At 56.9% G+C, this 18081-nt stretch carries 17 protein-coding genes, 1 tRNA gene and 1 pseudogene; 10 read left to right on the top strand and 9 right to left on the bottom strand.

Annotation, left to right across the window (positions count from 1 at the left end):
- The first annotated feature begins 44 nt into the window (after positions 1 to 44).
- The 4 genes from I3V23_08140 to I3V23_08155 all read left to right on the top strand — a co-directional run bounded on the left by I3V23_08140 (position 45) and on the right by I3V23_08155 (position 3294).
- Positions 45 to 121 (top strand) — tRNA-Arg (locus tag I3V23_08140).
- An 81-nt stretch (positions 122 to 202) separates the two neighbouring features.
- Positions 203 to 1444: a Coenzyme F420 hydrogenase/dehydrogenase, beta subunit C-terminal domain gene (locus I3V23_08145; GenBank protein QPI86755.1), complete on the top strand. Its 1242-nt coding sequence runs from the start codon at positions 203 to 205 to the stop codon at positions 1442 to 1444.
- A gap of 10 nt (positions 1445 to 1454) precedes the next feature.
- Positions 1455 to 2087: a ribonuclease HII gene (locus tag I3V23_08150; GenBank protein ID QPI84571.1), complete on the top strand. Its 633-nt coding sequence runs from the start codon at positions 1455 to 1457 to the stop codon at positions 2085 to 2087.
- 100 nt (positions 2088 to 2187) lie between these two features.
- Positions 2188 to 3294 (top strand): site-specific DNA-methyltransferase, encoded by a 1107-nt coding sequence (locus tag I3V23_08155; protein ID QPI84572.1) that lies wholly within the window; start codon positions 2188 to 2190, stop codon positions 3292 to 3294.
- A 95-nt stretch (positions 3295 to 3389) separates the two neighbouring features.
- On the opposite strand, the gene I3V23_08160 is transcribed toward I3V23_08155, so the two are convergent.
- Entirely contained in the window at positions 3390 to 4523 is a 1134-nt protein-coding gene (locus I3V23_08160; protein QPI84573.1) for an alkane 1-monooxygenase, read from the bottom strand.
- Positions 4524 to 4601: 78 nt separating this feature from the next.
- Positions 4602 to 5702 carry an A/G-specific adenine glycosylase gene (mutY, locus tag I3V23_08165; protein ID QPI84574.1) on the bottom strand — a complete coding sequence of 367 codons (1101 nt, stop codon included), beginning with the start codon at positions 5700 to 5702 and terminating at the stop codon, positions 4602 to 4604.
- A 66-nt stretch (positions 5703 to 5768) separates the two neighbouring features.
- On the opposite strand from mutY, the gene I3V23_08170 reads away from it, so the two are divergent.
- From I3V23_08170 to I3V23_08180, 3 genes are read left to right on the top strand one after another with little or no spacing between them, the layout of a single operon-like run.
- Entirely contained in the window at positions 5769 to 6299 is a 531-nt protein-coding gene (locus I3V23_08170; protein QPI84575.1) for a DUF721 domain-containing protein, read from the top strand.
- A gap of 19 nt (positions 6300 to 6318) precedes the next feature.
- On the top strand, positions 6319 to 6942 hold the full coding sequence (locus tag I3V23_08175) for a DsbA family protein (protein ID QPI84576.1): 624 nt from the start codon (positions 6319 to 6321) through the stop codon (positions 6940 to 6942).
- Positions 6939 to 8084 carry a CoA transferase gene (locus tag I3V23_08180; GenBank protein ID QPI84577.1) on the top strand — a complete coding sequence of 382 codons (1146 nt, stop codon included), beginning with the start codon at positions 6939 to 6941 and terminating at the stop codon, positions 8082 to 8084. Before I3V23_08175 ends, I3V23_08180 begins: the two co-directional genes overlap by 4 nt.
- Here I3V23_08180 and I3V23_08185 read toward each other — a convergent pair.
- The 6 genes from I3V23_08185 to I3V23_08210 all read right to left on the bottom strand — a co-directional run bounded on the left by I3V23_08185 (position 8056) and on the right by I3V23_08210 (position 14305).
- Entirely contained in the window at positions 8056 to 9048 is a 993-nt protein-coding gene (locus tag I3V23_08185) for a tetraacyldisaccharide 4'-kinase (protein QPI84578.1), read from the bottom strand. The two genes, I3V23_08180 and I3V23_08185, sit on opposite strands and share 29 nt — an antisense overlap.
- The gene (locus tag I3V23_08190; protein QPI84579.1) at positions 9035 to 10345 is read right to left on the bottom strand and encodes a 3-deoxy-D-manno-octulosonic acid transferase; all 1311 of its coding nucleotides are present in this window, start codon (positions 10343 to 10345) and stop codon (positions 9035 to 9037) included. Before I3V23_08190 ends, I3V23_08185 begins: the two co-directional genes overlap by 14 nt.
- 13 nt (positions 10346 to 10358) lie before the next feature.
- A complete protein-coding gene (locus I3V23_08195) occupies positions 10359 to 10595 on the bottom strand; it encodes a DUF4170 domain-containing protein (protein QPI84580.1) in 237 nt (78 codons plus the stop codon).
- A 56-nt stretch (positions 10596 to 10651) separates the two neighbouring features.
- Entirely contained in the window at positions 10652 to 11464 is an 813-nt protein-coding gene (locus I3V23_08200; protein ID QPI84581.1) for a 3'(2'),5'-bisphosphate nucleotidase CysQ, read from the bottom strand.
- Positions 11451 to 12815 (bottom strand): TldD/PmbA family protein, encoded by a 1365-nt coding sequence (locus I3V23_08205; GenBank protein ID QPI84582.1) that lies wholly within the window; start codon positions 12813 to 12815, stop codon positions 11451 to 11453. The genes I3V23_08200 and I3V23_08205 overlap by 14 nt, the downstream gene beginning before the upstream one ends.
- A gap of 89 nt (positions 12816 to 12904) precedes the next feature.
- On the bottom strand, positions 12905 to 14305 hold the full coding sequence (locus I3V23_08210) for a DUF2125 domain-containing protein (GenBank protein QPI84583.1): 1401 nt from the start codon (positions 14303 to 14305) through the stop codon (positions 12905 to 12907).
- 105 nt (positions 14306 to 14410) lie between these two features.
- Here I3V23_08210 and I3V23_08215 point away from each other — a divergent pair.
- The 3 genes and pseudogenes from I3V23_08215 (at position 14411) to I3V23_08225 (ending at position 17047) form a co-directional block, all read left to right on the top strand.
- Positions 14411 to 15178, top strand: a pseudogene (locus I3V23_08215) (SDR family oxidoreductase).
- Between the two features lie 49 nt (positions 15179 to 15227).
- A complete protein-coding gene (locus I3V23_08220; protein QPI86756.1) occupies positions 15228 to 15854 on the top strand; it encodes an enoyl-CoA hydratase/isomerase family protein in 627 nt (208 codons plus the stop codon).
- Between the two features lie 23 nt (positions 15855 to 15877).
- Positions 15878 to 17047, top strand: coding sequence for a TIGR03862 family flavoprotein (locus tag I3V23_08225; GenBank protein QPI86757.1), 1170 nt, complete (start codon positions 15878 to 15880; stop codon positions 17045 to 17047).
- Here the strand turns inward: I3V23_08225 and I3V23_08230 are convergent.
- Positions 17044 to 18069 (bottom strand): DNA polymerase III subunit delta, encoded by a 1026-nt coding sequence (locus I3V23_08230; protein ID QPI84584.1) that lies wholly within the window; start codon positions 18067 to 18069, stop codon positions 17044 to 17046. The two genes, I3V23_08225 and I3V23_08230, sit on opposite strands and share 4 nt — an antisense overlap.
- Positions 18070 to 18081: the final 12 nt, after the last annotated feature.

Raw genomic sequence — 18081 nt, forward strand, 5'->3', positions numbered from 1 at the left:
TTTGAAATTGCCAATTCTGACGAGTGTGATAGCTATCGGGCTGTGGCCCCGTGGCTCAACTGGATAGAGCAATCCCCTCCTAAGGGATAGGTTACAGGTTCGAGTCCTGTCGGGGTCACCATGCAATATGTCTATTTTGATTGACAGTCTAGCTGTCGCGTCTGATCATTGATCTTGGACCAAAGGAAAGTTGACCAAAATCATGTTGGATGCGCAGCGGGGAACACTCGCGCCTAAACTTGGTAAAGGGCCGCGTGCAGGGCTTTGCACCGATTGCGGGGTCAGTCGCATGTCTGATGATCGCGCCTGCGGGCGGGCCTGTCAGTTTATCGCCCCAGATTATCCGCACGCCGAAGCCCGCATTCATGGGCGTATCAGTGACCCTGCGCGTCATGAAGAAGCGTTTTTTGGTGTGACCGAAGCGATGTATCGCGCAAGGCTGACCCCTGTGGCCGAAGGCGCGCAGTGGACGGGCATTACCACGGCGCTCGCGGAAACCTTATTGCGGGCGGGGGCGATTGAGGCGGTCATCACAGTGGCGCCTGACCCAGACGATCAGTGGCGCCCTGTGCCTGTGTTGGTCACCGAACCAGACGACTTATCCGCCTGCCGCGGGATGCGCATGGGCTTTGCCCCAAGCGTGGCCTTGTTAGAACTCGCAAAGGCGCGCGGGATCACGCGCTTGGCCTTTATCGGCATCCCCTGTCAGACCTATGCCCTGCGTGCGCTTGAGGCCGAGTATGGGTTCGAGCGGCTTTATGTCATCGGCACGCCCTGTTCGGACAACACCACAACCGCGCGATTTCATGATTTCCTTGCGCTGCTTGACGCCAAGCCAAATAGCATCAGTTATCTTGAGTTTCGCGCGGATTACTCAGTCGAGCTGCGCTTTTCAGATGGGCGCCCGCCCCGTTTCATACCTTTTTTGAAATTGCCAATCTCGCAATTGCCTGCGGATTTCTTTCCGATGACCTGCAAGACCTGTGTCGATTACACGAACCGCTTGGCCGATATCACGGTGGGCTATATGGGCGGCGATGGGGCGCAGTGGATTTTGGTGCGCAATGCCCGTGGCGCAGAGATGCTTGATGGCATCGAAGATCGGATCTGCCTGTCGCCCTTGACCGATAAGGGGGATCGCACAAGCGCGGTCAAAGGGTTTTTGGCCAATACGGAGCGCGCGGCGGGCGGTTTGCCCCTGCGGAGGATGCCCAACTGGCTGCGGCCATTGGTGGCTTATCTGCAGCCTCGTCTTGGGCCGCGTGGCTTGGAATTTGCCCGCGCGCGGGTCGAGATGAAGGCGATTGAAACCATCTTGCATTTGCGCCGCAGTCATCCTGCCAAGATGAAGAATATGGTTCCCGCCCATGTCTGGCACCTTGCCGCGCGCTATGGGTTGGGCCCCAAATCATCCGAGATTGCGCGCGAGGATCGTAATCCGTAATCTCGCGACTATGACCAAACCCAATCTCGCGCCAGATTTCAGTTTTGAGACGCAGATCGGCGGCCTTGTCGCGGGCGTGGATGAGGTGGGGCGCGGCCCGTTGGCTGGGCCTGTTATGGCCGCAGCCGTTATCCTAAACCCAAGCGATATTCCCGAAGGTTTGCATGATTCCAAAACCCTCAGCCAAAAGCGGCGCGAGGCGCTGTTCGATGAGATCGCCGCGCGGGCAGAGGTCAGTATCGCAGAGGCGAGCGTTGCCGAGATTGATGAGTTGAATATTCGCAACGCCACTTTTTTGGCCATGCGCCGTGCGGTGCTTGGTCTCTCCCGCTGTCCAGATCATGCGCTGATTGACGGCAATGCCATTCCTCCTGATTTGCCCTGCCCTGCCACTGCAATCATCAAAGGTGATGCCCGTTCTGTTTCGATTTCGGCGGCTTCTATCATGGCCAAGGTAACACGGGATCGGCTGATGGTGACATTATCGCAACAGTTTGCGGGCTACGGCTGGGAGAAAAACGCGGGCTACCCCTCAAAAGCCCATCTTCAAGCCCTTCAAGATATTGGGGTGACCCCGCACCATAGACGTTCCTTCAAGCCCGTCCACAATATCTTGTATCAACGTCATCTTATAAGTCGTTGATTCAAAAAATAAATTGACGGCGAATCAGTTTCGACTCATCTTAGGCCTCAAGATGAGCGTCAAAAAATGGCGCCGTGACGATTAAAAGTCAGAGGCAGTAATGAAGACGAAAACCAATCCCGCGGGGGCGCATGCCCTGCCGCTTAACCAGATATTGGCTGGTGATTGCATTGATGTGATGAACAGCCTTCCTGAAGGTTCGGTCGATCTGATTTTCGCCGACCCGCCTTACAATCTTCAGCTCAAGGGTGATTTACATCGCCCCGACAATTCGCTTGTAGATGCGGTGGATGATCATTGGGATCAATTCGATAGCTTCCGTGCCTATGACGAATTCACGGAAAACTGGCTTGCTGCGGCGCGCCGTATCCTCAAGCCGAATGGCGCGATTTGGGTGATTGGCTCGTATCACAACATTTTCCGCGTGGGGGCCGAACTGCAAAACCAAGGCTATTGGTTGCTGAATGATGTTGTTTGGCGCAAATCCAATCCGATGCCCAATTTCCGCGGCAAGCGTTTGACAAATGCCCATGAAACGATGATCTGGGCTTCGAAATCTGAAACTGCGAAATACACGTTCAATTATGAGGCGCTCAAATCCCTAAATGAGGGGATTCAAATGCGCTCTGATTGGCTTTTGCCGATTTGTAATGGCGGTGAGCGTTTGAAGAACGCGCGGGGCGAAAAAGCACATCCAACGCAAAAGCCTGAATCGCTGCTGCACCGCATTTTGATTGCCTCAACAAATCCAGGTGATGTGGTTCTTGATCCCTTCTTTGGCACTGGGACAACGGGCGCCGTTGCAAAGAAATTGGGGCGCGATTTCATCGGCATCGAGCGTGAGGAAGAGTATCGCGACATCGCAGAAAAGCGTATCGCCAACACGCGCCGTTTTGACAGTGATGCGCTTGAAACCAGCCTCAGCAAAAGATCAGAACCGCGTATTCCCTTCGGTCAATTGGTCGAGCGGGGCTTGCTGCGGCCTGGTGAGGAATTGCACAGCGGTAATGGCCGCCATCGTGCAAAAATTCGCGCCGATGGTACGCTTGTCGCTTTGGACACCAAAGGGTCGATCCACCAAGTGGGGGCGAAACTTGAAGGCGCACCTTCGTGCAACGGGTGGACATATTGGCATTTCCGCCGTGACGGGAAAACCGTGCCTATTGATCACCTTCGTCAACAATTGCGTTCCGAGTTGGGCGAGTAACGCCACCTCCAAGACAGCTTTCGATATACCGCCCGTGCCTGTGGCTTTTGCCTCGGGGGCACGCACCTTACCCTCGCCCATCGGGCGGGGGTTTTTTATTCCGTTTGAAGCAGCCCTTTCGAATAGGGCGTCCAATCCTTGACTTGCGGATAATGTTGCTTGCGCCAAGCGCGCACCTTGGGGTTCATAACCCGCCGCCACACAGGCGGGCAGAGGGCCAAAATCCCCATCACGGGATAGCCATAAGGCAGTTGCGGCGCGGCATCGTGATCATAGGTTTGTAACAGCGGATAGGCCCGATCTGGACGATAATGATGGTCTGAGTGACGCTGCAAGTTGATCAGCAACCAATTCGTGGCCCGATGATCCGCATTCCACGAATGGCGGGGTTTGACATGTTCATATTTTCCCGCGCCTTTGTAGGCCCGCGTGAGGCCGTAATGTTCGATGTAATTTGTGATTTCCAAATGGAACACTGCAACAAAGGCCTGCACAGCGAAGAATGCAAGGCCCCATTTCCCGCCAATGGCATAGGCCAATCCCATCATGCCCGCCTGCAATCCCCCGTAACGCCAGAACGGATTGCTTCTATGCCATAGTGCAAGCCTGCGCTTTTCGAGGCGCTGCGCTTCGGCCCGCCATGCAGATTTGAACGACTGGATCAAAACACGCGGGAAAAAGCGGTGAAACCCCTCATTATATCGCGCAGAAGCAGGGTCACGCGGGGTGGCCACATGGATATGATGCACCAAAAGATGTTCGGTTTTGAAATGCGAATAAAGCGTCATCGCCAGTAGGATATCGGCCAAGCCACGTTCCAACCGCGTGGGGCGGTGCATCAATTCATGGCTGTAATTGATGCCAATCATTCCCGTGACAACACCCAAAGAGGCGGCCAACCCGAATTGCTCGGTAAGCGTCAGATGTTCAGGATTGGTGGCGAGATATGCAATCAACCCAAAGACCAATCCGAATTGTAAAGGTGTCCAAATCAAGGTGATTGCGCGATACCAAAACAGCGAGTTGAGACGCGCGGCCTCATCAGGGTTGGTTGGATCGCGGCCGAATACTTGATCCAACAGCGGAAACAACCACCATGTGGCCGCAAGCACCAAAAGGATGCTCCACCCGCCCCATTGGCTGACTGCGACCATGAGAGGGATAAGCAGAAGCGAGACCCAAAACGGGGCTACATCACGAAGCGATGCCAAATAATTTGACCCGAACATGCCTCTACCTCACAGCTCATTCTGTCATCCTAAACGTAGATATGGCGAAATATTATACATGAAAATATATAATTAGACTCAGGGTGAAGGCCGCGAGTCGATGCGGCAAAGGTCAAACGCTTTGCGCATCACTGTTGGCATATCCGCAACGCGGAACTTGGCGCGGGGCAGGAAATAACCTTGCTGCGGGCTCGCGTTTTTAGAGGCATGGCACAGATGCACGCGCAGGCGCAGGTGAAAATGGGTAAAGGTATGGCGCACCTCTTGGCCCGTGTCCTGCCATTCGCCCTCAACGGGAGGCGCAAGCGCCGCCACAATGGGCGCCGCGGGATGATCCACCCCCACCCAAGGGCTGGTGACAAAGCCAAGCATCCCCCCCAAAAGACCCGTTTCGGGGCGTTGCTCGACCAAAACCGCACCATCGGGCCGAAAGGCCAAGTAAATATGACCAACCCGCGTTGGTTTGGGCTGTTTTGGCTCCTTGCGTGGCAAGTCCGCCGCAATGCCCGCTTTGCGGGCGGCGCATTGGGTCATGATCGGGCAAATGCCACAGGCAGGGCTGCGTGGTGTGCAAATCGTGGCACCCAAATCCATGACGGCTTGCGCGTAATCCCCCGCCCGCTGCGCAGGGGTGAGGGCGCCGGCATGGGCTTTCAACACTGGCTTTGAACGGGGCAGCGGGGTTTCCACGGCGAAGAGGCGCGCCATGACACGCTCGACATTGCCATCCATGACGACTGCGCGGCGGTCAAAGGCAATCGCCGCGATCGCAGCTGCGGTGTAAGGGCCAATTCCGGGAAGCGTCAAAAGCGCCTCTTCGGTTGTCGGGAATATCCCCGCGTGTTGATCAGTAACCACGCGCGCGCATTTGAGCAGGTTGCGCGCCCTTGCGTAATAGCCAAGCCCCGCCCAAGCCGCCATGACATCCGCATCTTGCGCTGCGGCAAGATCCTCAATCCGAGGCCAGAGAGAGATGAACTTGGTAAAGTAGTCACGCACAGCCGCCACAGTTGTTTGCTGTAGCATCACCTCAGACAACCACACATGGTATGGGTTTGGCCGCTGCCCTGATTTTCGCGCCGCGGGCTCGACCCGCCACGGCATATCGCGCGCATGGTCATCATACCACGCCAACAAGTCACGCGAGAGGTCATCCGTTATTTCAATCTCGTCACGCAAGCTTTATCACCCTGTCTTCGGTTTTGATTGGTCAATCTGTTTCATACCCCCTAAATTGACCCGCAGATGAGAAAAGCAAGCGATCATATCCCGCCCAAAGAGGCAAGCCGCCGTAACCGTGGGTTTGAACCCGCGGCCAAGCTTGTTATGGCGCAAATAAAAAGCCCCGCAGAACGGCGTGGTTTCGCAGAGGCACGGCTGATCACCCAGTGGCGGGAGATCATGGGGCCTGAGATTGCAGATATCGCGCGCCCTGTAAAACTTTCGCATGGGCGTGATGGGTTTGGAGCCACCTTAGTGCTTTTGACGAGCGGGGCGCATGCCCCAATTCTTGAGATGCGCAAAGAAGATATCAGAACAAAGGTAAACGCGGCTTATGGTTATAATGCTGTGTCCAAAATATCCTTGACCCAAACGGCGGGACAGAGCCTTGCGCGTGACTTCATCGCACCACGCCCCCGGTCAGAATTGCCCCAAGAGGCAATAGAAATCGTGAACGCCAAGGCCAAGGCCGCCGCAGCGCACATCACCGATGAGGGGTTGCGCGATGCTCTTGAACGTCTGGCGCAGCGCGTCATAAGAAAACAGACATCCTAATTTACAGAGAGAGAATATTATGGATCGCAGACAGGCCTTGATCGCAGCATCCGCAGCGGCTTTTGTATCCGCCCTTCCCAGATTTGGTATGGCTCAAGACGCAAGCGCCGCCCCTGAGATTGTGGATTTTGCTCTTGGTGATCCGAATGCGCCTGTCGAGTTGATCGAATATGCCTCATTCACCTGTCCGCATTGCGCCACTTTTCACCTACAAGTTTTGCCTCAGCTAAAGCGCGATTACATTGAAACAGGCAAAGTGCGATTGGTTTATCGTGAAGTTTACTTTGACCGCCCAGGCTTGTGGGCGGCCATGGTGGCGCGTTGTGCAGGCGAAATGCGCTATTTTGGCGTGGCCGATATTGTTTACCGCACGCAGCGGGAATGGACCCAAGGTGATGCTGCGACCATCGCGGGCAATCTGCGGCGCATAGGTCTTTCTGCGGGTTTGACGGATGCAGAATTGGACGCCTGCATGCAGGATGCCGAAACCGCGCAGGCCATGATCGATAATTACGAAGCCAATCGCGTAGAATATCCGATTGAGGGCACACCCGCCTTGGTCATTGATGGCACGCTGTATGGCAATATGGCCTATGAGGACATCGCGGCGCGGATCGAAGACGCGCTTGCCCGTAACCAATGAACAGCACCCCCCTTGCAGGTGTCAAAGTTCTAGAGCTTGCCCGTATTTTGGCAGGGCCATGGGCAGGGCAGGTTTTGGCAGATTTGGGCGCCGAAGTGATCAAGGTCGAAAGCCCCGATGGTGATGATACGCGCCATTGGGGCCCGCCCTTTATCTCTCGTGAGGGGGATGAAAGCGCGGCTTATTTTCATGGCACCAATCGCGGCAAAAAATCCATCATCGCGGACTTTAAATCTGCCAAAGACCGCGATCGCGTGATTGCTTTGGCGCGCGAAGCGGATGTTTTGATTGAGAATTTCAAACTTGGTGGCTTGGCCAAATTTGGCCTCGATTACCCAAGTCTGGCCCGCGAAAACCCTGCATTGATTTATTGCTCGATCACGGGGTTCGGCCAAAATGGGCCTTATGCGCATCGCGCGGGCTATGATTACATCATCCAAGGCATGTCTGGCCTAATGTCTGTCACAGGCGACCCCGAGGATCATCCCCAAAAGGTTGGCGTTGCCGTTACGGATATTGTCACAGGTCTTTATGCCTCAAACGCCATTTTGGCAGCGTTACATATGCGCGCGCGCACAGGCCAAGGGCAGCATATTGATATGGCGCTTTTTGATGCCGCGACCGCGATGATGGCCAATCAAGCCATGAATTATTTAGCAACGGGGCAAGCCCCCAATCGTATGGGCAATGCCCATCCCAATCTCGCGCCTTATCAAACCTTTCCATGCGCGGATGGCTGGATCATCATCGCGGTTGGCAATGATGGGCAATTTCAAAAACTATGCGAGATTTTGGACTGTGCGGAGTTGGGACAGGATCCGCGATATCGCACCAATGCAGATCGTGTGAAGAACCGTGACAGCCTGAACGCCGCGCTTGAACCTAAGACGCGCAGCTTCAGCAAATCTGCCCTATTGGAGGCGTGCGAAGTGAAATCTGTGCCTGCGGGGCCGATCAATTCACTTGCAGAAACCTTCGCCGATCCACAGGCCGTGGCGCGCGGGTTTCGCCTTGATCTTGAGGGCGTGCCAAGCACGCGGCCGCCTTTTCATTTTTCGGGGGCTGATTTGGCGCTTGAACGTCCCGCGCCAAAATTGGGCGAGGATGATAGTATCACGGGCTTTTCGAAAAAATCCCGCTAAGGCGATCCCGCAAAGCGTGGTCTTGGTCTAATCGCAGGCGCACGGGCACCGTCAACACCTCACGCCGCAGCGCATCAGGCAGGCGCACCGCATCTTTTTCGGTTGTGACAGGCTGCGCCCCAAGGCTTTGCGCATCGCGCAAAATCCGCGCCATCAAGGCATCGCTTAAAGGTTGGTGGTCGCTGAGGGCCTCAGCCCGCAATATACGCGCCCCCATTTTGCGCAATGTGGCAAAGAACTTTTCAGGATGACCGATCCCTGCAAAGGCCAAAACGGGCATATCTTGGAAGGACATCCCCATATTTAACGGCGCCAGATGGCCCGTAAGATGGGGGCAAGGAAGGTCTGGATGGCGCATTGAAAACGCCGCCTGCTGATCTGCCTCGCCAATGGATAGAACAAAATCCGCACGCGCAAGGCCTGTTGCAATCGGCTCACGCAGCGGGCCTGCGGGGATGACCAGACCATTGCCAAATCCACGCGCGGCATCCACCACAATCAAGGACAGATCATAAGCCAGACTTGCATTTTGAAACCCGTCATCAAGGATCAAAATATCGGCCCCCGCCGCAATGGCCGATTTGGCACTTTGCAGACGATCTTGGCCCACCCATACAGGCGCAAAAGCTGACAAAAGCAAGGGTTCATCACCACAGTCAGCTGCGCTGTGACGGGTCGGGTCTACGCGTGTTGTTTGGGTGAGTGTTCCACCATACCCACGGCTGAGGATGTGGGGGGTGGCGCCAAGCCCTGCTAGGATTTCCCATAGGGCAATCACTGTGGGCGTTTTCCCAGTTCCGCCTGCGGTCAAATTGCCAACACAGACCACAGGCACGCCAAGTTTCGTCCGAGCGCCTGTTGCCAATTTGCGCGCCGTGCCTGCCGCATAAAGCGCGCTCAGTGGGCGCAAGGCATAGGCCACTGCATTAGGCTGCGCGCGATACCAAAATCTAGGTGCTTGCATTGCGCTGATCCGCTTCGCGTTGTTCCAACCGCTCTAGGATAGCATTGAGGGCACGATCCGTCACCGCAGCCCCTGTTGAGGATACTTCCCATGCGGCATTGGCCATAGCGGCTGCCCGTTCTGGGTTCATCAACTCATCCACTGCACGGGCGAGGCTTTCGGAATCGCGCACCTGCCGCGCGGCATCGACCGCCTGCAAGCGATCGAAAATATCGGTGAAATTGCTGACATATGGCCCATAGAGAATGGCCGACCCAAGGGCCGCAGGTTCAAATGGATTATGGCCCCCGATATCAACCAAAGAGCCCCCCAAAAAGGAAATCGGGGCAAGTCGATACCAAAGGCCCAACTCGCCCAAACTATCGGCAAGATACACTTGGGTGTCGCGATCAGGCAGAGCGCCAGTGCTGCGCTGCGCAAATGTCCAGCCATCGCTTTCTAAGAGTTTCGCAATATCTGCGCCACGCTCAGGATGGCGTGGCACGAGCAACAGAATGGCCCGCGGGTTTGACCGCAACACGGCCCGATGCGCGGCCAAGACCAAGTCCTCTTCGCCCGCATGGGTGGAGGCCGCCACCCAAGCGGGGCGGGTGCCAAGGCGCTGCGAAAGATCTTGGCGCTGCGCCTCATCATGCGGAAGCGCCGCCGCACCTTCCTTGAGGGTGCCTGTCACTTCGATGCGAGATGGCAACAAGCCCAAACACCGCAATCGAGAGGCGGTCAGATCATCTTGCGCTTGCACCAAATCAAAGCGCGACAGCAGCGCGCGGGCCATTCCGCCCAACCACCGCCAATTGCGCGCTGACCCTTGCGAGATGCGCGCATTGAGCAACATCATCGGGCATCCTTGCCGATGCGTCTCAACGATCATGGCAGGCCACAATTCGGACTCTGTCCAGATGGCGAGGTCTGGCTGCCAATGGTTCAGAAAAGATTGAACAAAACCTATAATATCCAAAGGCACGAATTGATGGATTACATCAGCAGGCAAACGCCGCCCCATGACAGCCGCAGATGTCACGGTGCCTGTCGTAACCAGAATCGTGAGATCTTCGCGCTCTTCACGGATACGGCGGATCAGCTCAAGAAGGGAAAGCGCCTCGCCGACAGAGGCCGCATGAAACCAAACCAATGGCCCATCGGGCCGCGCTTGACTGGCAATACCGCGCCGCTCATTGATACGCGCTGCGTCCTCTTTGCCGCGCGCCAAACGGCCCGCCAAAATCCGTTCCGCCAAACCCGTAGCATGACGCGAAAACAGAAGATAAAGCCAAAGCAGCAAGGAGCGTGACCGCATCCGATGCAATCCCTTACTCGCTTTGCGCGGAATTGGCCTGTTCCTCATCGCGCAGGCGATGCAAATGGGCGATGAAGTAGCGCATATGCGCATTGTCTACTGTGCGCTGCGCTTCAGATTTCCATGCGTTATAGGCGCTGTCATAATCAGGGAAAATTCCCACGATATGAATATCGTTCACATCGCGAAACTCCGTGCGGGCAGGGTCGACCAATTCGCCCCCGAACACCAAATGCAGACGCTGTGCCATAGATTATTTCCTTAACAAGAAGCCTTGAAAACCTGCGCGCACCCTAAGGTTTTGGCTCAGGCGGTCAAGCCAGTTTGACCCGAAAGCCGCGCCATGAATTTATCCACCAAGGCGCGTGATCCTGCAAAAACGCCCGCACTTCGCGGGTCGGGGCGGTTAAAGCGCAAATCCTGCCCCTCTCGGTCGCAGACCTTGGCACCTGCCTCGGCGGCAATAAGACTGCCTGCGGCGCTGTCCCATTCCCAAGTTGGGCGAAAGGTCAGCATTCCATCATAGCGCCCTTCGCCCACAAGGGCCAAACGATAGGCGAGAGAGGAACGAAAATGGCGGCTCACAGGTGGCGCGCCATGTGGCCAATAGCGCGGTTCAAAATTGACCTTGGTGGTCAGGATGCGCGCGCCCGCTTCTTCGGCATGACCTGAAATGCGCAAGGGCGTTTCATTGCACAGCGCCCCCCCATCGCGCGCAGCGGCATAAAGCCTGCCGACAGCAGGCAGATAGACCACCGCCGCACGCACGAGCCCATCTTCCACAACGGCCAATGCATGCGAGAAATCACCAGAGCCATCCATAAAGGCACGGGTGCCATCGATGGGATCAATGATGAAACCCCGCTTCGCGGCCAGACGGGCGGGGTCATCTTGGCTTTCTTCCGACAACCACCCGTAACTGGGACGCGCGGCCTGAAGATCGCGCGCCAACATCTTGTCGATTTCCAAGTCCGCTTCTGTGACGGGGCCTGCCCCTTCGGATTTTTCCCACGCCTTGGGGTCATTTTGCCAATAGCGCAGGGCAATCTCGCCTGCGGCACGGGCCGCTTCTACCAATAGGGTCAGATCTTCGCGATCTTGCCGCTCAGGCCCCTGCAAGCGTCATCTCCTCTACCAGAAGCGAGGGGATAACCCGCGACAGATGCGAGCGCGCATCATTTGCTGCACGGATCGTGCCAAGCATGTCGCGCAAATTTCCTGCAATGGTGCATTCATTGACCGCATAGGTGATTTCGCCGTTTTCAACCCAAAACCCTGACGCGCCACGCGAATAATCCCCTGTGGTTGGGTTGATGGAACTGCCGATCAAGGATGTCACCAATAGCCCCGTTCCCATCTCACGCAACAGCGTCTCACGTTCGACCTTTGGCCCGACCAAGGCGAGATTTCCAACGCTTGGCGAAGGCGGGCTAGTGAGCCCGCGCGCGGCATTGGCGGTGCTTTCCAGACCCAATTTTCGCGCAGTCGCCAGATCAAGCACCCATGAGGCCAGTTTGCCATCTTGTATGAAGGCGCGCTTTTGTGCCGCCAAACCTTCGGCGTCAAAGGGGCGCGAGCCGCCTGCACGCTTGCGCAAAGGGTCTTCCAGCAGATCAAACCCAACAGGCAAAACCGCCTCACCCAATGCATCGCGCAACCAACTCGACCCGCGTGCAATCGCGCTGCCATTGATCGCGGCCAAGATGTGACCGATGAGGGTTGAGGAGACACGTTCATCAAAGAAAACGGGATATTTCCCTGTTTTTGGCTTCCGCGCCCCTGCGCGCGCAGCAGCACGCATCCCAGCTTCGCGCCCTATTTCTTCGGGGCTAATCAGATCACTGCGGAAAATACGGCCATCCCCGTAGTAATCCCGCTCCATGCCTGTGCCTTCCCCTGAAATTGCCACGCAGGAAAGGCCATAATCACTGCGGGCGTAGCCGCCTGCAAACCCGTTGCTGCCCGCAAGAAAGATCGTGCGGTGGCTGTAGCCTGCATTTGAGGACTGAATTTGGGTGACTTTGGCAACGGCGCGGGCCGCAGCCTCGGCGCGGCGGGCTTCATCCTCCATCTCGGCGGGCAGAGGTGCCGCGCCGTCATCGCTCAACTCAAGACCTGATGCATCGCGCATTGAGCTGAGTTGCGCGGGATCGGCCAAGCCAACGGTTGGGTCTTCGGGGGCAAGCCGCGCCATAGTCACCGCGCGCGCGGCCATGTCACGTAGTGTGTCTGGGCGTAAATCTGCTGCCGAAACACAAGCCTGCCGTTGGCCCACCATGACACGAAGGCCCATTTCCGTGCCCTCGGATCGTTCTGCCTGCTCTAACGCGCCATTGCGCAAGCTCACTGTTTGCGAGATCCCTTGCACCACCATCGCATCTGCCGCATCCGCACCCGCAGATTTGGCAATGTCCAAAATCTGTTCCGCCAGATCCCGCAGCGCCGCTGTGTTCGAAGGGCTGTCTGTCATCGCAAAGCATCCTTTCTGGCCAAAACAGCCCGTCAGGGGCTATGCGTGACCTAAGCGCTGCAAGGACGCAGCGCAAGAACCCTTAACCTTTATTGCAAAGGCATTCCGCCAATCATGATCTTTCCCTCTTGGGTCAGATCAATTGCGCTTTCAAGCTGATCTTGGCCTTCGGTTCGGGTGGCGAAAAGGTCAATTGCGCCTGCGATCATCGCAAATTGGCTTGGATCAAGATGGCCCGACTGGGTCATCGCCTCTAGAAAGGTGAAAAGGCCGCGCGCGCTGATATCCACCCGCGATGGCCCTGCGCCAGATGTCAGATCAAGCCCACCTGTCGCACGGAAATCAAGGCCTGCACCCGTGAGGGTGGCCCTGTTGATTTGCAGCCGAGCCAATGACAAAGGCAGACGCATTCCCGTTTCGGGGGCAGGCCCCAGATCACCTGCAAGATCGAGATCAATCGCACCAGTTTCGCGGGGCAAAAGACCTGCGCGATCTATCCAATCCCAAACGGGGGGTTCGGGCATGGCATCTGCCACCGACAGTGTGATGGCAAACGGCCCGCCCTCACGGTTCAATAATGGCAGATTAGCGGCCAAGCGGCTTGGCCCAATGCGCCACAAAATGGGAATATCTTCGCCAAATTCGGCCCCCAAAAGCACGCTATCGGTGCTGAGGCTTGCGCCAAGACTTTCGTCTGTTTCCCTGTAGCTGAGATTGCCCGCCCCAAGCGCGAAGCCAAGCCGCCCTGCTTGATCCAGCCCCATCGGCTTTGCAAAAGCAGAAATCGGATCGGTGGCCACCAGTCCATTGGCCGCCTCAAACCCAAGTGAAGCTGTCTCGCCCCAGCCATCAAGGGTAAGCGCAGCCCCCTCAAGCGCGAATTGGGCCAAAGCCCCTTCCGCGATTGCGCCTTGCACTGTGCCAAGGCCAAAACGATGCGCAATGGGTGTTGCCGAAAATACAGATTGTCCTTCAAAAGTGCTGCTGCGCAGGGCAAATTCACCCGCTTGGATCAACACGCCGCCCAAAGCCTGAAAGGCCAATTCTTCTGTTTCTGCATCCCACGTTAGCGTGATGCCGTTTGCACTTTGCACCGTCACCTCAGGCAATGCAGGCAGATCCACCACCAGATCCCGCGCGGGCCGTTCTGTAGGGGTCAGCGCGATCACAATCGCCTCAGGCAGCGTGATCACCACATCACCTTCCGCGTTTAGGGCAAAAAAAGCGCGGGCCGTTCTTATGCTTGTATCTACGGTCGAATGTGGATCATCCACTTCGATAATTTGCAGGTTCTCTATCAACACCTGTGTGCCGATTACCTGTGGCGCGTCAAAGCGGAACTCATGCCCTGCATCTGCGGCGATTTCGCGGAAGGTCTCAAGCGCCATGTCAACGGGCGCGAGGCTTTGTGCAAAGGCAGGCAGAGAGGACAGGACAAAAGCCAAAGATAGAGCTGGACGCCAAATATATTTTGAATTCATCTTTGACATTCACAGGCCCAACGGCGACACCGACAGTATGTCCCAATGTTTCGTCCCCTGCGCTTAAGGTCAAGCGCCGATCCGCCTGCCCAAGAAATAGAAAGCCCCGCGATCATGTCTCATCTCTTTGAAACCGACCTATCGGGAAAAACCGTTGCAATCACAGGCGCAAGCCGTGGGATTGGGGCAGAAACGGCCGCGCTCTTTGCGCAGTCAGGCGCAAAAGTTGCATTATTGGCGCGCTCAGGGGCGGATTTAAAAAACGTGGCAAACTCAATCGGTGAAGGGGCGCGGGCCTATCCCTGTGATTTAGGTGAGATAGGCAAGATTGCCCCGCTCTTTGACGAGATCAAAGCCGAGCTTGGCCACATTGATATCTTGATCAACAATGGCGCGCTGATTGCGCCCATCGCCCGCATGGGGGAGGCAGATTTGCAAGCGTGGGATAATCTGATGCGGGTGAATGTCACAGGGTTATTTGCAACCACACAGGCCTGTTTGCCCGATATGGTGGCGCGCGGCGTAGGCACCGTCATCAATATTTCGTCAGGGGCTGCGAAAAATGCCTATGAGGGGTGGAGTGCCTATTGTGCGTCAAAAGCGGCTGTGGCGATGCTGACACAAAGCCTTGATTTGGAATATCGTGATGCAGGTATCCGTGCGCTTGGGCTGTCACCGGGGACTGTCGCCACGCAGATGCAACGCGATATTCGGGCAAGTGGGATGAACCCCGTGTCGCAGATTGATTGGGCTGACCATATCGCGCCGCATTGGGTGGCGCGCGCGCTCTTGTAGATGACCACATCCGAAGCGGATGGGCATCTGGGCCAAGATATCAGCCTGCGCGATCCCGCTTTGCGGAGCAAACTGGGGCTTGTGTGAGGCGAAAAGGAATTTTGCGATGATCAGGTTAGAGAGTTTCCCAGAAAGCATGCCCCAAAGCCAAGCACCGCTGTGGCGCGTGACGCTTGATCGTCCCGACAAAGCGAATGCCCTGACCGAAGATATGCTTGCCACCTTGGTCAGCATCGCCAAACAGGCACAGGCGCACCCAAACTTGCGCGCGTTGGTTATTACAGGGGCGGGCGAAAAGGTCTTTTGTGCGGGTGCGGATTTGGACGCGGCCCGCGCGGGTCTGGCCAACTCGCCCCTGTGGGAGGCGTTGTCAGGCGCGATTGCCGCGCTGCCCTGCCTGACGATTGCGGCTCTGAATGGCACATTGGCAGGCGGCGCTATGGGGATGGCATTGGCCTGTGATCTGCGCCTCAGCGTTGATCGCGCCTCATTTTTTTACCCAGTCGCAAAGCTTGGGTTTTTGCCGCAGCCCTCAGACCCCAAACGTCTGACGGCGCTCATAGGCCCTGCGCGCACAAAATTGCTGCTGCTGTCAGGCGCAAAATTTACCGCAAAAGAGGCCCTGTCCTTTGGGCTGATTGACAAGATCGTGCCGCAAGAGGCGCTTTGGCAGGAGGCGCAAAATATGGCCGAAGCCGCGATTTCGGGCAAAGCCGAGGTGCTGCGCGCCATCAAGGCGATGATCCCTGACGGCACGGCATGACGGGCGGACGCGACCCTATCACATTGGACGTGATGATCATCGGCGCGGGGCCGAGCGCGCTGATGGCTGCCGATTATTTGGCCCATGCTGGGCGGCGGGTTGTTTTGATGGAGGGCAAAGCCTCCCCTGCGCGTAAGTTTCTCATGGCGGGAAAGTCAGGGTTGAACCTCACAATGGACGAACCGCTTGAGGCGTTTCTTGCGGCCTATGGGCCTTCGGCTGCGCCGCTTGCGCCGATGATCCGCGCGTTTGGCCCTGAAGAAGTTATACGCTTTACCCGCGATACATTAGGGCAGCCGATCTTTACAGGCAGCTCACGGCGTGTATTCCCCAAGGCGATGAAAGCCTCACCCATGCTGCGCGCCTGGTTGCAGCGCTTGGGCGGGCGAGGCGTGGAGATTTGGCGCAATTTCACATGGGATGGATGGGGGCCAGACGGGGCGTTTCGTTTTTCTACAGCAGAAGGGCCGCGCGAGATCACAGCCACCACAACACTCTTGGCCCTTGGGGGGGCAAGCTGGCCGAATTTAGGCGGGCGCGGCGAATGGCTTGAATATCTGAGCGCGCGCGGGGTCGAAACGGTTCCGTTTCAGCCAATGAATATGGGGTTTCATATCAAATGGTCAGACCATATGCGCCCGCATTTTGGTCATCCGCTCAAATCCTTGATCTTGCGCGTGGGCGAAAAATCTGTGGCGGGTGAGATCGTGATCACCGCCAAAGGTATTGAGGGCGGCGGGGTTTACGCCCTCTCGCGCGAGATGCGAGAGGGGGCGATGCTCAGCCTTGACCTCTGCCCTGACCGCAGTCTGGACGATGTTGCGGCGCGTCTTGAGAAAGGGGGCAGGCGCAAGGACAGTTTGTCGAATATCCTGCGCAAATCCCTTGGGATAGACGGGGCAAAGCGCGCAGTTTTGTTCGAAATGTGCAAATCCCTGCCCACTGCGCCGAAAGCGTTGGCAGAGCGCATCAAAGCCTTGCCCATCCCCCATAGCGGCCCGTTTGGATTGGACCGCGCAATCTCTAGTTCGGGCGGGGTCGCATGGTCTGCGCTAGACGAGACTTTGCAGCTTCGCGCCCTACCAAATGTCTATTGTATCGGCGAGATGGTCGATTGGGATGCGCCTACGGGTGGCTATTTGCTGACAGCCTGTTTTGCTACGGGCCTTTGGGCGGCGCGTGCAGCAGCCTAGCGGGCGTTGCGCGGCATCATGGCCAAGCGGATGAGACTGCGCTCCATCACTGCCAATTGCGGGGCTTGTGAACTTGAGCGGAGGGTCAAATCCGTCTCGATCAGGCTTTGCACCGCATCCTCAAGGCGTGTAACGCCCCAAGCCTGCGCTTGTTTGACCATGCGATCCCTGCGCGGGCCAAAGACCCCTGTTTTCGGGGAAAACCCAGCCGCTGGCCCCTGTGGATGACAGGCGGCCATATGGAGCGTGCGAAAATGGCGCAAGGCCGCGATACAAAGTGCAACCGCCGTGACCCCCTGACCACCAAGCCTTGCCATCAGGGCACCAACACGCGCATGGGCGCCTTCGGCAGCGGCGTGTAAGATTTCGTCAATCTCCGCATCAATCGTGGCAGGCGCCAATGCTGCCACCTCCGCCGAAGAGAGAGGGCTCTCATCGCCTAGTTTATAAAGGGCTAGCTTTTCCAAGAGCTGCCTGAAATCGCCAGGATCAAGCGCGCGGGCGAGGGCGGCCAAGTCACGAGAGGCATCTTGCGCGATTGCAGATAGCCCCGCCTTTTTCAATTCGGCCTCGACCTCAGCCTGACTGGGCGGATCATCATAAACGGCGATACAAAAAGCCGATTTTTGGGTTTCAAACAATTTTCTCAGCGCCGAGCGTGGTGTCAGTTGCCCCGCCGTCACAATGATTTGGGCGTCACCTGCAGCCCATTCGTTTATGGCGCTTGTGATTGCGGCGGCGGCGGCATCTGTTGCATCTTCGACAAAGACAGCGCGCGGGCCTGGAAAGAACCCTGTCGCCTTAATCGCGTCCAAAAGAGCCGCAGGATCACTGCGCAAAGATGCCCCCATCATACGGGTAAGGCGCATTTCGCCTTCGGCATCTGGCCCCAAAAGATTGGCAAGCAGGTCTTGGCGCTTAATCGCCACCCGCATCGCATCTGCCCCATAAATCAGAACGCCTGCCGCCCCTGTATCGGGGCGGGTGATAAACCGCGCCGCCTCTGAGGTGGAAAGCTTCATCGGGTTACATTG

The organism is Rhodobacterales bacterium HKCCA1288 (assembly GCA_015693905.1).
Lineage (GTDB): Bacteria > Pseudomonadota > Alphaproteobacteria > Rhodobacterales > Rhodobacteraceae > M30B80.

Excerpts from the sequence above, each read along its gene's own strand:
- I3V23_08145 (QPI86755.1), top strand. The coding sequence starts at position 203 with ATGTTGGATGCGCAGCGGGGAACACTCGCGCCTAAACTTGGTAAAGGG.
- I3V23_08150 (QPI84571.1), top strand. The coding sequence starts at position 1,455 with ATGACCAAACCCAATCTCGCGCCAGATTTCAGTTTTGAGACGCAGATC.
- I3V23_08155 (QPI84572.1), top strand. The coding sequence starts at position 2,188 with ATGAAGACGAAAACCAATCCCGCGGGGGCGCATGCCCTGCCGCTTAAC.
- I3V23_08160 (QPI84573.1), bottom strand. The coding sequence starts at position 4,523 with ATGTTCGGGTCAAATTATTTGGCATCGCTTCGTGATGTAGCCCCGTTT.
- I3V23_08170 (QPI84575.1), top strand. The coding sequence starts at position 5,769 with ATGAGAAAAGCAAGCGATCATATCCCGCCCAAAGAGGCAAGCCGCCGT.
- I3V23_08175 (QPI84576.1), top strand. The coding sequence starts at position 6,319 with ATGGATCGCAGACAGGCCTTGATCGCAGCATCCGCAGCGGCTTTTGTA.
- I3V23_08180 (QPI84577.1), top strand. The coding sequence starts at position 6,939 with ATGAACAGCACCCCCCTTGCAGGTGTCAAAGTTCTAGAGCTTGCCCGT.
- I3V23_08185 (QPI84578.1), bottom strand. The coding sequence starts at position 9,048 with ATGCAAGCACCTAGATTTTGGTATCGCGCGCAGCCTAATGCAGTGGCC.
- I3V23_08190 (QPI84579.1), bottom strand. The coding sequence starts at position 10,345 with ATGCGGTCACGCTCCTTGCTGCTTTGGCTTTATCTTCTGTTTTCGCGT.
- I3V23_08195 (QPI84580.1), bottom strand. The coding sequence starts at position 10,595 with ATGGCACAGCGTCTGCATTTGGTGTTCGGGGGCGAATTGGTCGACCCT.
- I3V23_08205 (QPI84582.1), bottom strand. The coding sequence starts at position 12,815 with ATGACAGACAGCCCTTCGAACACAGCGGCGCTGCGGGATCTGGCGGAA.
- I3V23_08210 (QPI84583.1), bottom strand. The coding sequence starts at position 14,305 with ATGTCAAAGATGAATTCAAAATATATTTGGCGTCCAGCTCTATCTTTG.
- I3V23_08220 (QPI86756.1), top strand. The coding sequence starts at position 15,228 with ATGCCCCAAAGCCAAGCACCGCTGTGGCGCGTGACGCTTGATCGTCCC.
- I3V23_08230 (QPI84584.1), bottom strand. The coding sequence starts at position 18,069 with ATGAAGCTTTCCACCTCAGAGGCGGCGCGGTTTATCACCCGCCCCGAT.